This is a genomic window from Bailinhaonella thermotolerans (genome assembly GCF_003594875.1).
Classification (GTDB): Bacteria; Actinomycetota; Actinomycetes; order Streptosporangiales; family Streptosporangiaceae; genus Bailinhaonella; species Bailinhaonella thermotolerans.
On record NZ_QZEY01000002.1, the window covers coordinates 743,927 to 757,283 of the forward strand.

A 13,357-nucleotide genomic window follows, 5' to 3' on the forward strand; every position below is an offset into this window, starting at 1 on the left:
CGGCCTTCACACGCCCTCCCCGCCCGGCGACCCCTGTCCTCCCGGTGACCCCTGTCCTCCCGGTGACCCCGCGCCCCCGGTCCCCTCCCCGCCCATCGTCCCCGCGGCCCCGGTCCCCGCCCCGCCCGGCGTCCCCGCGGCGCCGGCCCCGGTGCTGCCGTCTCCGGTCCCCGGAGCCGCTCCCGTCCCGTACGGCGGCGCCTCCGCCCTCCCCCGCGGGCCGTCCGCCTTCTCGTGCGGCTCCGCCCCGGTGGACGCGCCACCGTCGCGGGGCGCCGGGACCGCGTCGTACGGCGGGAGCTCGGCCGCCTCCCCGCCGCAGGGCAGCCCGGTCAGCTCGGCGAGGCGCCGTACGGCGAGCTGGGCGGTCACGATGTCGGCGGCGCCGCCCGCGAGGCCGGTGAGCGGGGGCGTCCCCGCCGTGGCCAGCGCGTGGAAGGCGGCGAGCTGCTCCTCGAACGCCTCGGTGACGCTGCGGAACTCCGCCCGCCGCTCGGCGTCCCCGTCGCCCCCGGACACCGTGAGCGCGGTGGGCGCGTTGAGCAGGTACGGCGCGGGGAAGACCAGCTCCAGCGAGCCGCCCTCGCAGTGCACCGCGACGGTCTCGCGGTAGGCCGGGTGCCCGGGCAGGAAGTGCCAGTGGATGGAGTACCTCGCGCCGGTCGCGAGCCGTCCCGACAGCTCGACCGACCCCGGCCCGGCGCCGTCCCCCGCCCACCAGGCCGCGTGGTCCACGGTCGCCGGGGGCCCGCCCGCGAACGTCCTGATCAGCGACAGGTCGTGGCAGACGCTCGTCAGCACCACCTCGTACACCCGGCGCAGGGGCCCCTCGGCCGTCCCCACGGCGCGCCGCAGCAGGTCGTCCTCGATCTGGCGCAGCCGCCGCGCGGCCTCGGGCGGGACGTCCCCGGGGGGCGGCCCGAGGCGGGCGAACGCGAGCTGCGCGTCGGGCTCGGGGTGCAGCACGGTCACCTGGATCGCCCGCACCGCCGCCGGTCCGCCCATCTCCCCCAGCAGCCGCGCGGCCCGCCGGACCGCCGGGTCGTACTGCTTCATGTAGGCCACCATGAGCCGCGCGTCCCAGCCCCGCAGCGCCTCCGCCTCGGCCCGCGTGTAGGCGAGGGGCTTCTCGCAGAGCACCGCGTATCCCCGCTCCAGGGCCGCGCGCGCCGCCTCGCCGTGCGACCCCGAGGTGAGCAGCAGCACCCCCTCGAACCCCCCGGCGTCCAGCATGGCCGCGAGGCCGGTGTACGGCGCCGCCCCGAACCGCCGTCCCACCGCTCCGGCGGTCCCCGCCGACAGGTCGCACACGGCCACGACGTCGAACAGGTCCGCCCGCCGTTCCAGCAGCGGCAGGTGCACCGCCCTGGCCACGACGCCCAGCCCGGCCACCGCCACCCGGATCACGCGCGTCCTCCCCGCTCCGCCGGTCGTCCTCCGGCGCGGCCTCGCCGCCGGTCCGCGGTCATCGGTCCTCCCCTGTCGCGAGATCGGCCGGCGCGGGCCGTACGGCTGACGCGGCGGCCAGGGCCGCGCCGAGGCGGGCGAGGTTGTGGCGCTGGTCGGCCAGGGCGGCGGACGGGTCGGGGGCCACGGCGTCCTGTTCGACGACGAGCCAGCCGGTGTAGCCGGAGCCCCGGAGGGCGGCGGCGAAGGCGGCCAGGTCGAGGTCGCCCTCGCCGAGGCGGGGGAAGACGGGGGCGCGGATCGCGGCCCACAGGTCGCCGCCCGAGGCGCGGACGCGAGCGCAGGCGTCGCGGGAGGCGTCCTTGACGTGGATCTGGCGGACGCGGCCGGCGTACTTCCGCAGGGCGGCGACGGGGTCGCCGCCGGCCAGGAGGAGGTGGCCGGTGTCCAGGCAGAGCGAGACGTCCGTCTCCTCCAGGGCCCGGTCGATCTCGGCCTCCGTCTCGATCCCGGTGCCGAGGTGGTGGTGGAGCACCGGCTCCAGGCCCCGGGCCCGGCAGCGGGCGGCGGCCCGGCGGACGCGCTCCCGCAGGCGGGGCCAGTCCCCCGCCGGGGGCACGGCGGGAGTGCCGGGGCGGGCGAAGCGGGGCGGGTCGGGCGGCGGGCCCAGCGTGGGGCGTGGCGCGAAGCGGGGGTCGTCCGCCGGGAGGGCCGCGAAGGCGTCGAGAGCGGCGTCGAGAGCGCTCCGGCCGTGGTCGTCCCGGTCGAGGTCGGCGTCGAGGTCGATCCATCCCCCGGCCAGGAGGAGGCCGTGCCGCTTCAGGAGGGCGGGCGGGAAGAGGCCCGGGGGCCCGGCGTCCAGCCCGGCGTATCCGGCCCCGGCCAGGCCCGCGAGCAGGTCGCCCGCGTCGGCGCGGAGGTCGGCGGGCCGGTAGACGCCGAAGTTGACGGGGGCGTTCGCGATGCGGAGGGGGGTCAGGAGCACAGCGCCACAACCTCGTTCTCATAGGTCTCCAACCGGTGCATACCCACCCCGGCCGGGAAGACGACCTTGTTCCCGCGCACGAACCGGCGGCGGCCCTCGTCGTCGGCGAGGACGGTGCCGTCGGCGTCGAGGGCGAGGAGCTCGTCCCCGTGACGGAGCAGCAGCGGCCCGCGGATCCCGGCGGAGACGGCGGCTCGGCCCGCCGCCAGCGCGCCGAGCACGTCGCCGTCCTCGGCGAGGACCCAGGTGGCGGGCTCGCCGGGCGGGGCGTCCGCGCCGTGGTGGTGGAAGTCGCTGCCGCCGACCGCGACCGTGTCGGGCCGCCACGCCTGGGCCCAGGCGACCGGGGCTCCCCAGCGGCGGTCCCACCAGCCCGAGTGCCACACCTCGGCCAGCCGCGGGCGCTCGGTCAGCGGGTGCAGCCAGGCGCACTCCCCGGCGAGGGGGTGGTTGATCGAGATCAGCGCGCCGTTCTCACCGGCCTGGCGCACCCACTCGCCGGCCGGGAGGCGGAAGTCGATCCGGCCGCCGGGCCCGAGCACGTTGGCGTGGCCGAAGTCGGTGGTCAGCTCCTGGCCCGGGATGAGCGCGACGCCGTACCGCGAGGCCGCCGCGGGCAGGTGCGGGTGGTGGCTGACCGTGTTGTGGTCGGTGACCGCGAGGTAGTCCAGGCCCCGGGAGGCGGCCAGGCGGGCCAGCTCGGGCACCGTGAGCCTGCCGTCGCTGTGCACGGTGTGGGTGTGCAGGTCCCCGGCGAGCCAGCGCAGGCCGCCGGGCGCGGGCAGGTCGCGGCGCGGGGGCCGCTCGGCCGGGTCCGGCCAGGCGGTCTCCGGCGCGGCCGGGGCCCGGTCCGACACCACCGCGGTCAGCTCGTACTCCAGCCCGCCCGGCGGGACCCGGTGCAGGCTCAGCAGGACGTGCCAGACGCCCGGTTCGAGCTCGCCCGGCAGGTACCCGGGGGTGGCCCACCCCGCCGCCACCGTGAACGTCTCGCGCGCGCCGCCGGACCAGCCGCGGAAGCCGTACGGCCCCTGGCAGCCCAGGTCGAGGACGCCGGCGGCGCGCGGGTAGGCCAGCCGGACGGTGAGGGCCGCGGTCCCCGGCGGCACCTCGACGGGCAGTTCGCGCAGCATGCGCTCGGCGCGGTCGGCGAGCGTCCAGCGGCCGTGGTGCCGCCGCTCTCTGGAGGTCATATGTCAGGACAATACGTTGACATGCGGATTCCGGCGCTGTTACGAATCAGCCATGGACGTCATCCCGTGAGCGACTACGCGGAGCTGACCCGGCTGCGCGCGGAGCGGCCCGGGGCGGTCGCGGAGGCCGCGGCCCGCAGGGTGCGCCGGGAGACCCCGGCGGGCGGGCGGCCGCTGCTGATCCTGGCGGCGGACCATCCGGCGCGGGGCGCGTTCGGCGTGCGCGACCGGCCGATGGCGATGGCCAGCCGCGTGGCGCTGCTGGACCGGCTGCGCCTGGCGCTGTCGCGGCCGGGCGTGGACGGGGTGGTGGCGACGCCGGACGTGCTGGAGGACCTCCTCCTCCTGGGCGAGCTGGACGGGCGGGTCGTGCTCGGCTCGATGAACCGGGGCGGGCTGCGGGGCGCGAGCTTCGAGCTGGACGACCGGTTCACCGCCTGTGACGCGGCCACGATCGCGGCGATGCGCTACGACGGCGGCAAGATGCTCTGCCGCATCGACCTGGACGACCCGGGCACGGCGCGGACCCTGGAGGCGTGCGGGCGCGCGGTGGGCGAGCTGGCGGAGCGGCGGCTGACGGCGCTGGTCGAGCCGCTGTGGGCGTCGCGGGTGCGCGGGTGGCTGAACGTGGACCTGTCGGCCGAGGCGGTGACGCGCGCCGTGGCGGTGGCGCAGGCGCTCGGCCCCACCTCGGCGTACACCTGGCTGAAGATCCCGGCGGTGGACGAGATGGCGCGGGTGATGGAGGCGACGACGCTGCCCGCCCTGCTGCTCGGCGGCGACCCGGTGGAGGACCCCGACGTCATGTACGGCCGGTGGGCCAAGGCGCTGCGCCTGCCGGGGGTGCGCGGCCTGGTCGTGGGCCGCGCGCTGCTCTACCCGCCGGACGACGACGTGGCCGCCGCCGTGGACGTGGCGGCCTCTCTCATCGCGGACGCCGCGGCCTGACCCCGCGGCCTGACCCCGCGCCCTGGCCCGCCGGTCGCCGCCCGGTCCCCTAACCGGCGAGCCAGTCGAGGACCAGGCGGTTGACCTCGTCCGGCCGCTCCAGGTGGAGGAAGTGGCCGGCCGACTCGACGTACTCCATCCGGGAGCCGGGCGGCAGGTGGGCGCCGGCCTCCTTGACCGCGTCCGCCCCCAGGCAGCCGTCGGCGGTGCCGTGGAGGTACAGCGTCGGGCGGGCGGGCGGCAGGCCCGCCGCGCGCTGCTCGGCGGCGTAGCGGTCGCCCGGGGGGACCGCGCCGAGCATGGCGCGGTAGTAGCCGAGGGCGGCCCCGAGGTTGGCCGGGTCCCCCAGCGCCGCCTTGACCCGGGCGACGTCCCCGGCGGCGTCGTACCCCGGGGACCAGTCTCGCCACAGCCCGTCGAGGAAGGCCATGCCGCCGGCCGTCACGGCGGCCTCGGCCAGCGGCGTCTGGAACAGGAAGACGTAGAACGAGCGCTTGAGCTGGGCGTAGTCGAGGAACGCGCCGGGCATCGCGCCCACCGGGGGCACCGCCATGGCCACCGCCCGCCGCCACCGCTTCGGCGCGAAGGCGGTCGCGCCGTACGCCGGGAACGCGCCCCAGTCGTGCCCGATGATCACCGCCCGGTCGTCGCCGCCGAACGCCTCGTGCAGCGCGACCGCGTCGGCGATCAGCGCGCCCCCGCCGTACTCGCCGTCGTCGGGCACCGCCGTCGGGGCGTAGCCGCGCATGAAGGGCGCGACCGCGTGGTACCCGGCCTCCGCGAGCCGGGGCAGCAGGTGCCGAAAGGTCCAGGCGGTGTCGGGGAAGCCGTGCAGGCACAGCGCCAGCGGTCCCGATCCCGCCTCCAGATAACCGAACTCCAGGCCGCCCGCCTCGATCCGCCTGACCTCCACGAGACCTCCTCAGAACGTGTACGGCTGGCGCTTGACGCCGTTGATGAAGTTGGAGAACAGCCGGTCGGGCTCGCCGGTCGTCCGGATGCCCGGGAGCCGGGTGAACAGCTCGCGGAACATGACGGTGATCTCGCGGCGGGCGAGGTTCGCGCCCAGGCAGTAGTGCGGGCCGGGGCCGCCGAAGCCCACGTGCGGGTTGGGGCTGCGCGTGATGTCGAACTCGTCCGGGTTCTCGAACACGTCCTCGTCCCGGTTGGCCGAGTTGTAGAAGAGCACGACCTTGTCGCCCTTGCGGTAATGCCCGTGGTCCCGGGTGAGCGTGCGCCGGAAGTGGATCACCGGGGTGGAGTAGCGGACGATCTCCTCGATCGCGCCGCCGATGTGCCTGTCGTAGTCGCTCATCAGCAGCTCGCGCTGGTCCGGGTGGTCGGTGAACAGCTTGAGCCCGTGCGCGATGGCGTTGCGCGTGGTCTCGTTCCCGGCGGCCACGAGCAGGATGAAGAAGGAGCCGAGCTGCTGGTCGGTCAGCCGCTCGCCGTCCACGTTCGCGTTGACCAGCGCGGACGTCAGGTCGTCGGCGGGCTCGCGGCGGCGCCTCGCCCCCAGCCGCATCGCCAGCCGGTGCAGGTCGTTGCCCGCGAGCATGAGCTTGAGCAGGCCCCGGGCCACGTTGAGCCGGCCGAAGTCGGCACGGGTGCCGGTGTACTCGATCCCGGTGTACTCCGAGTCGGTGTTGCCCAGGATGACGTTGGTGCGGTGCAGCACCATCTCGTGGTGCCTCTCCGGGATGCCCATCATGTCGCAGATCACCTGGACGGGCAGCCGCGCGGCGACCTGGGCCACGAAGTCGCGCGGCCCCTCGCGCACGACGTCGTCCACGATCCGCGCCGCCGCCCCGGCCAGGTCCGACTCCATCTTGGCGAGCACCTTCGGGGTGAACGCCCGCGAGACCACCCGCCGGATCTTGGCGTGCTTCGGGTCGTCCATGTTGATCATCGAGCCGAAGTACACCGACAGCCAGCGGGGCATGTCCAGGATGCTGTTGGCCGCGGGCTCGCTGCTGAAGATCTCCGGGTTGCGGCTCGCCTCGACCACGTCGGCGTGCCTGACCAGCGCGTGGTACCCGGGCCCGTGCTTGATGAACGGCACCTTCAGCTCCGGCACGAAGACCGGCTTGTCGAGCCGCCGGAGCGCGGCGAAACCCGCCATCCGCTCCTCCGGGGGAAGCCGCCAGAAACCGAGGTCGGAGATGTCGGGGATGGTTCGCGTCGCCATGACCGGTGCCCTTCCTGACGCCCGTGGGTGACGGTGAAAAGTATTCACTTACCCCGATCCCACCCCACCACCGGGGTCTCGTGAAGCCCCCTCGCCCCCGCGTACCGTGTCCCCGCCGCTCCCCGTGATCGAGGTACGGCGTCCGCCCCGGCGCGCCCCCGCCGGCGGCGCGGGCGGGACGCCGTACGGCATGGGCCGCGCGCGCCGGGGCGGTCCGGGCGCCGCGAGCCGGGCAGCGGCGCGGGTCAGGAACCGGCGCGCGTCAGGGGCCGGAGGGCGTCAGGAGCCGGAGCGGATCAGGTCGGACGCCTTCTCGCCGATCATGACGGCGGGGGCGTGGGTGTGGCCCCGGTTGAGGGCCGGCATGATCGAGACGTCGGCGACGCGCAGGCCCGCGATCCCGCGCACCCGCAGGGACGGGTCCACGACCGATCCGGCGTCCACGCCCATCCGGCACGTGCCCGCCGGGTGGTAGAGGGTCTGGCCGTGCTCACGGACGTTCCCGGCCAGTTCCTCGTCGGACTCCCCGCCGTGCCACGGGGCCATCGGCTCCCCGCACAGCCCGCTCATCGCCTCGGTCGCGAGCAGCCGCCGGGCCGCCTTCAGCCCGGTCACCAGGCGGGCCAGGTCCCCCTCCGCCGTCAGGTAGGCGGGGTCGATCACCGGGGGCTCGGCCGGGTCGGGGCCCGCCGGCCGGATCCGCCCCCGGCTCTCCGGCCGCAGCAGCACGACCCCGAGCGTGAGGCCGTGCCCCGGCGAGGGCGTGAGGCCGTGGTCGATGAACGCCGCCGGCACGAACACGATCTCCAGGTCCGGGGCGAGCTCGGCGTTGGAGCTGCGGAGGAACGCCGCGGCCTCGCCCACGTTGGAGCTGAGCGGGCCGCGCCGGAACAGGGCGTACCGGGCGCGCTGCCACGGTGACTCCGCCCGGAACAGCGTGATCGGCCTGGAGCAGTGGGCGAAGAGGCAGACGACCAGGTGGTCCTGGAGGTTCGCGCCCACGGCCGGCAGTTCGCGGACCGGCTCGATCCCGGCCGCCCGCAGGTCGTCGGGGTCGCCGACGCCGGACGCCATGAGGAGCTGCGGCGAGCCGATCGCCCCGGCCGACAGGATCACCTCGCGCGCGGCGTGCTCCACCGTGCGCGTCCCGCCGGGGCCCGAGTACTCCACGCCGGTCGCGCGGCCGTCCTCGATCACCACGCGCCGGGCCAGGCCGCCGGTGACGACCGTGAGGTTGGGGCGGCGCATGGCCGGGCGGAGGTACCCGTCGGCGACGCTCCAGCGGCGGCCCCTCCGCTGGGTGACCGGCGCCGGTCCGTAGCCCTCGTTGTCGGGGTCGTTCAGCTCGCCCAGCCGGTCCATGCCGACCTCGGCGCACGCCTCCAGGAACGCCGCCGTCGCCGGGTTCGGGTCCCGCAGTTCCTGGATCCACAGCGGGCCGGCCGTGCCGTACACGTCCCCGGTGTTGGTGCCCCGGCGGCGCTCGGCGCGGCGGAAGCACGGCAGGACCTCGTCGTACGACCAGCCGGGGATCCCCCAGTCGTCGTAGTCGCGCCGGTGGCCGCGCACCCACATCTGGCCGTTCAGGGAGGAGGAGCCGCCCAGGGTCCTGCCGCGCGGCCAGTACATCTCGCGGTCGTTCATGGCCGCCTGCTTGGCCGTGGTGTAGTTCCAGTCGTACTCGGTGCGGAAGAGCCTGGAGTACGCCAGCGGGACGCGGAACTCGCGGCGGCGGTCGGGGCCGCCCGCCTCCAGCAGCAGCACCCTGACGGCGGGGTCCTCCGACAGCCTGGCGGCCAGCACGCATCCGGCCGACCCCGCCCCCACGATCACGTAGTCGTAAGCGGGCATGTCCGCCTCCCGGATCGTCCCTCGCCCCCCTGCGCTCCGCTCTACTCCGAAAAGGGGGATTCGTCCATTGCTCTCATGGTCTTCATCCGGGAGCTACCGACTGGTAGCGTCACGCCAAACAGGCCCGGCAGGGGGTGCCGGGCGCTCCGCGAAACCTTGCCCCTGACGAGGAGAACCGCATGCTCAACCTGTCGATTCTGCTGGAGGACACCGCCAGGGAGCACCCCGACCGCGATGCCCTCGTCTTCGGCGACCTGCGCGTGCCGTACAGCCTGCTGAACACCTTCGCCAACCAGGTCGCCAACCTCCTCGTCCAGCGGGGCATCAGGCCGGGCGACCGCGTCGCGATCTCCTGCCCGAACCTGCCGTACTTCCCCTTCGTCTACTACGGCATCCTCAAGGCCGGCGCGGTCGTCGTGCCGCTGAACGTGCTGCTCCAGAGCCGCGAGATCGCCTACCACCTGGAGGACTCCGACGCGAAGGCGCTGTTCTGCTTCGAGGGCACGCCGGAGCTGCCGATGGGCGAGCGCGGCTGGGAGGGCTTCCAGCGGACGGAGGCGACCGAGCACTTCTTCGTGCTCCCGGCCACGCCGCTGGCCACCGAGTCCTCGATCGAGGGCGCGGAGACGATCTGGGCGGCACTGGGCGGGCTGCCCGGCGAGTTCGAGTCGGTGCAGACCAGGCCGGACGACACGGCCGTCATCCTCTACACCAGCGGCACCACCGGCCAGCCCAAGGGCGCCGAGCTGACGCACATGAACATGCTGCTCAACGCGATCGTCTCCGACGAGATGTTCGAGCGCAGCCCGCACGACAAGACGCTGGCCGTGCTGCCGCTGTTCCACTCCTTCGGGCAGACCGCGGTCATGAACATGGCCTTCCGGCGCGGCGCGACGCTCCTCCTGCTCCCCCGGTTCGAGGCCGTGCCGGCGCTGGAGCTGATGGCCAAGGAGGGCGCCACCCTGTTCGCGGGCGTGCCCACGATGTACTGGGGCATGGTCAGCGCGATCAAGGCCGAGGGCGCGCCCGTGCCCGAGAGCCTCAAGGTGCTCGTGTCCGGCGGCGCCTCGCTGCCCATGGAGCTGCTCAAGGACGTCGAGGCGGTCTTCGGGGTCAAGGTCCTCGAGGGGTACGGCCTGTCCGAGACCTCGCCCGTCGCCTCGTTCAACCGCCCGGACCGGCCGACCAAGCAGGGCTCCATCGGCGTGCCGATCTGGGGCGTGGAGATGCGGCTGATCGACGGCGACTGGAACACCGTGCCCGACGGCGAGCTGGGCGAGATCGCGATCCGCGGCCACAACGTCATGAAGGGCTACCTGGGCCGGCCCGAGGCGACCGCCGAGGTCATGAACAACGGCTGGTTCCGCACCGGCGACCTGGGCCGCAAGGACGAGGACGGCTACTACTACATCGTCGACCGGGTCAAGGACATGATCATCCGGGGTGGGTTCAACGTCTACCCGCGCGAGATCGAGGAGGTCCTGATGACCCACCCGGAGGTCAGCCTGGCCGCGGTCGTGGGCGTGCCCCACGAGACCCACGGCGAGGAGATCAAGGCGTACGTCATCCGGCAGCCGGACGCGAAGCTCACCGAGGACGAGCTGATCGCCTGGTGCAAGGAGCAGTTCGCCGCCTACAAGTACCCGCGCGTGATCGAGTTCCGCGACCAGTTCCCCATGACCGCCAGCGGCAAGATCCTCAAGCGCGAGCTCTGACGCCGTACGGCGGGCGCGCGCCCCACCGGCCGCCGCGCCCCGGCACACGTACGGCGGCCCGCCCTGCCCGGTGAGGGAGGGCGGGCCGCCGTACGCGATCAGGAGATCACGGCCGGATCGGGGATCACGGCCAGTCGAGGGACGGGCGCAGGGGCATGCCCGCCTCGCCGCCCTGGTGCAGCTTGACGCCGAGCACCTGGTGGAGCTGGATCTTGTTGACCTCGAAGCCGAGGCGCGAGCCGGCCATGTAGAGGCGCCAGACGCGGGCGGTGCCGCGGCCGACCTCCTTGACCGCCTCGTCCCAGTGGGCGTCGAGGTTCTCGCACCAGTGCGTGAGCGTCTTGGCGTAGTGCTCGCGCAGGTTCTCCTCGTGGCGGATCTCGAACCCGGCGTCGTTCATCCGCTCGATCAGGTAGCCGGGGGACTCCAGCTCGCCGTCGGGGAAGACGTAGCGGTTGATGAAGCCGCTGGCCCGGATGTTCGGCTCGAAGCCGTTGGGCCGGGTGATGCAGTGGTTGAGCAGCCGGCCGCCGGGCTTGAGCTTGTCGTACAGGAAGCTGAAGTACGACGGCAGGTTGTCCTTGCCGATGTGCTCGGTCAGGCCGATGGAGCTGACCGCGTCGAACCGGCTCTCGGTCACGTCGCGGTAGTCCATGAACCGCACCTCGGCCAGCTCCGACAGCCCGGCCTCGGCGATCGCCTTCTGCGCCCACTCGGCCTGCTGGCGCGACAGCGTCACGCCCAGCGCCTTGACGCCGTAGTGCTTGGCGGCGTGCATGACCATGCCGCCCCAGCCGCAGCCGACGTCCAGCAGGCGCATGCCCGGCTTGAGGTCGAGCTTCCTGGCCACCAGGTCGAACTTGGTGTACTGCGCCTCCTCGAGGGTGGCGTCCTCCTTGGGGAACACCGCGCAGGTGTACGCCATGGAGGGGCCGAGGACCCACTCGTAGAAGCGGTTCGACACGTCGTAGTGGTGGTGGATGGCCTCCGCGTCGCGGCCCTTGGCGTGCCGGCGCCCGAGCTGGGACAGCCGGGAGCGCTTGACCTCCTGCGGCGGCAGCGGCACCCGCATGGTGAGCGGCTTGAGGCCGATCTGCCGCAGTATGTCGATCTTGCGCGACAGCGGCACGTCGTCGATGGCGATCGAGGCCATGCGCGACAGCAGCGTGTACATGTCGCCGTTCACGTTGATGTGACCGGAGACGTACGCGCGCGCCAGCCCGACCTCGCCCGGCGACTGGGCGACGTACGCCAGTGCGATCGGGGATCTGACCACGATCTCCACGTCGGCGTCCGGACTGCCGGCCGTGCTGCCGTCATACGCGGAGAACCTCACCCCGGCGTCGGGGCCCACGATGCGTTCGAATATCTCGGCGAGTTTCACGCCGGTTGCCTCCCGTCTTCAGCGACCCCGCACGCACTTGTCGTAGAGGTCGAGCAGCCGACCGGACGGGTCATAGGCGCGCTTGACCCGCCAGTAGGCGTCTCCGTTGTACAGGCGCCAGAAGTCGTCCTCGTTGTAGTACGAGGTCGAGTACAGCGACTTGTGCCCGTCGAGGGACGTGACCGAATCCTCGATGAGCCGGTTGTAATACCCGTCGAAGCGGCCCCGCGGCAGCGGGACCAGCCCCCAGAACCCGAAGTTGACGTACAGCCGCCCCTCCTGAAGGGGGTAGAGCGGCCACTTGGCCCCGGCCTTGAGGGGGCACATCCACACGGGGGTCATGCCGACCTCCTTGTGGAAGAACTCCAGGAACTCCGCGCCTCGTTCCACGGGCGTCTCCACGTCCTGGATGACCGACTCGTGCACGGGGTTGTCCCGCCACCGGTCCACGCGGGCGCTCAGGCCGTACCGCCGGTCCAGGCCGACGAGCTTGCGGTAGAAGTCCGAGCGCATGAGCCGGCGCGGCATGAGCGCGCGCACGAGCGGCTTCTGCACGCCGAAGGCGCGCGAGCACCAGAACCAGTCGGTGTCCCACCGCCACAGGTAGTCGCGGATGGTCAGCCAGTCCCGGTTGCGGGTGCGCATCGACTGGTAGTAGATGCGCATGCCCGTGTAGTCCGAGACGTACGGGGCCTCGTCGGCGTAGGTGGCGAGCGTGAGGTAGAGCTCGTCGGGCCCGAAGAAGGTGCCGTCCACGAAGTCCACGCGCTCACCCTCGTAGGCGCCCGCCTCGCAGATCTCGGCCATCGCCAGCATGCACTTGGCGGCGTCGGTGAACCGCACGTGCGTGAGCTTGACGTACGGCTTGACCTTCTCCAGCCGGATCCGCAGCCGGAGGGCGTAGCCGAGGGTGCCGTAGGAGTTGGGGAACGCGTGGAACAGGTCCGCGTGCTCGTTGTCCGGCCGCGCGACGACGATCTTCCCGTCGCCGGTGAGGATCTCCATCTCCTCGACCGCCTCGTGCGGCAGCCCGTTGCGGAACGAGGAGGACTCGATCCCCAGGCCGGTCACCGCGCCGCCCAGGGTGATGGTCTTGAGCTGCGGGACCACGGTCGGGATGTAGCCGTGGGGGAGCGTGGCGTCCACGAGGTGCTCGTAGGTCGTCATGCCCTGCACCTCGGCGGTGCCCGTCTCCGGGTCCACCTCGATCACGCGGTCGAGGCTGCTCGCGTCCAGCTTCGCCCCCTTGGACGGGTCGCGGAAGCGGAACAGGTTCGTCGTCGGCTTCGACAGGCGCGGCGCGGCGCCCTCGGGGAGCTCGGCCATGGTCCGCCGGATCTCCTCGACGGCCCGCTTGTGCGCCTCCATCTCGGTCGTTGCGACTGTGCTCATGGGCATGCCCACCACCCCAACCGAAGACAAAGAAATACCCCTCATGACGCTATAACCGGAAAAAACCGCAGACCAGGCGGAGCGGTTAAACCCACGAAAACTCTACGCCTGCCGAAGAACCCGACCTCGGTCAGGTCTCCGGTCCCCCCACCGCCGTGATCTGCTGCCCCGCCATCCTACGCATCGGTTCCCGCTCGCGGACGGCGGGTCCTCAGCGCGTCCCCGCCCTTTCTCGCGCGGCGCCGCCTAGGCTTCCCGGGCCGCGCCGGCGCACCCTTGCCAGCACCGGCCGAA

The 13,357-nt window shown here is 73.4% G+C and carries 10 protein-coding genes; 2 read left to right on the forward strand and 8 right to left on the reverse strand.

Annotation, left to right across the window (positions count from 1 at the left end; genetic code table 11):
- Positions 1–6: 6 nt before the first annotated feature.
- The 3 genes from D5H75_RS08460 to D5H75_RS08470 are packed head-to-tail and all read right to left on the reverse strand — an operon-like array spanning position 7 to position 3,585.
- Positions 7–1,407: a Gfo/Idh/MocA family protein gene (locus D5H75_RS08460; RefSeq protein WP_242454064.1), complete on the reverse strand. Its 1,401-nt coding sequence runs from the start codon at positions 1,405–1,407 to the stop codon at positions 7–9.
- A 58-nt stretch (positions 1,408–1,465) separates the two neighbouring features.
- A complete protein-coding gene (locus D5H75_RS08465; RefSeq protein WP_242454065.1) occupies positions 1,466–2,392 on the reverse strand; it encodes a sugar phosphate isomerase/epimerase family protein in 927 nt (308 codons plus the stop codon).
- Positions 2,383–3,585, reverse strand: coding sequence for a PHP domain-containing protein (locus D5H75_RS08470; RefSeq protein ID WP_119925750.1), 1,203 nt, complete (start codon positions 3,583–3,585; stop codon positions 2,383–2,385). The genes D5H75_RS08465 and D5H75_RS08470 overlap by 10 nt, the downstream gene beginning before the upstream one ends.
- Before the next feature lie 21 nt (positions 3,586–3,606).
- Here D5H75_RS08470 and D5H75_RS08475 point away from each other — a divergent pair, with 21 nt between their 5' ends.
- Positions 3,607–4,533, forward strand: a complete 927-nt coding sequence (locus D5H75_RS08475; protein WP_119925751.1) for a Cgl0159 family (beta/alpha)8-fold protein — start codon at positions 3,607–3,609, stop codon at positions 4,531–4,533.
- Positions 4,534–4,582: 49 nt separating this feature from the next.
- On the opposite strand, the gene D5H75_RS08480 is transcribed toward D5H75_RS08475, so the two are convergent.
- From D5H75_RS08480 to D5H75_RS08490, 3 genes are all read right to left on the reverse strand, one after another.
- A complete protein-coding gene (locus tag D5H75_RS08480) occupies positions 4,583–5,446 on the reverse strand; it encodes an alpha/beta fold hydrolase (RefSeq protein ID WP_119925752.1) in 864 nt (287 codons plus the stop codon).
- Positions 5,447–5,455: 9 nt separating this feature from the next.
- Positions 5,456–6,721: a cytochrome P450 gene (locus tag D5H75_RS08485; RefSeq protein WP_119925753.1), complete on the reverse strand. Its 1,266-nt coding sequence runs from the start codon at positions 6,719–6,721 to the stop codon at positions 5,456–5,458.
- Between the two features lie 279 nt (positions 6,722–7,000).
- Positions 7,001–8,572 (reverse strand): GMC family oxidoreductase, encoded by a 1,572-nt coding sequence (locus D5H75_RS08490; RefSeq protein ID WP_119925754.1) that lies wholly within the window; start codon positions 8,570–8,572, stop codon positions 7,001–7,003.
- 179 nt (positions 8,573–8,751) lie between these two features.
- Between D5H75_RS08490 and D5H75_RS08495 the strand changes: the two genes are divergently transcribed.
- Positions 8,752–10,287 carry a long-chain-fatty-acid--CoA ligase gene (locus D5H75_RS08495; RefSeq protein WP_119925755.1) on the forward strand — a complete coding sequence of 512 codons (1,536 nt, stop codon included), beginning with the start codon at positions 8,752–8,754 and terminating at the stop codon, positions 10,285–10,287.
- 124 nt (positions 10,288–10,411) lie between these two features.
- Here D5H75_RS08495 and D5H75_RS08500 read toward each other — a convergent pair whose 3' ends face one another.
- Both D5H75_RS08500 and D5H75_RS08505 read right to left on the reverse strand, forming a co-directional pair.
- Entirely contained in the window at positions 10,412–11,671 is a 1,260-nt protein-coding gene (locus tag D5H75_RS08500) for an SAM-dependent methyltransferase (RefSeq protein ID WP_119925756.1), read from the reverse strand.
- A gap of 18 nt (positions 11,672–11,689) precedes the next feature.
- A complete protein-coding gene (locus D5H75_RS08505; protein WP_422673448.1) occupies positions 11,690–13,063 on the reverse strand; it encodes an FAD-binding oxidoreductase in 1,374 nt (457 codons plus the stop codon).
- Between the last annotated feature and the right edge of the window lie 294 nt (positions 13,064–13,357).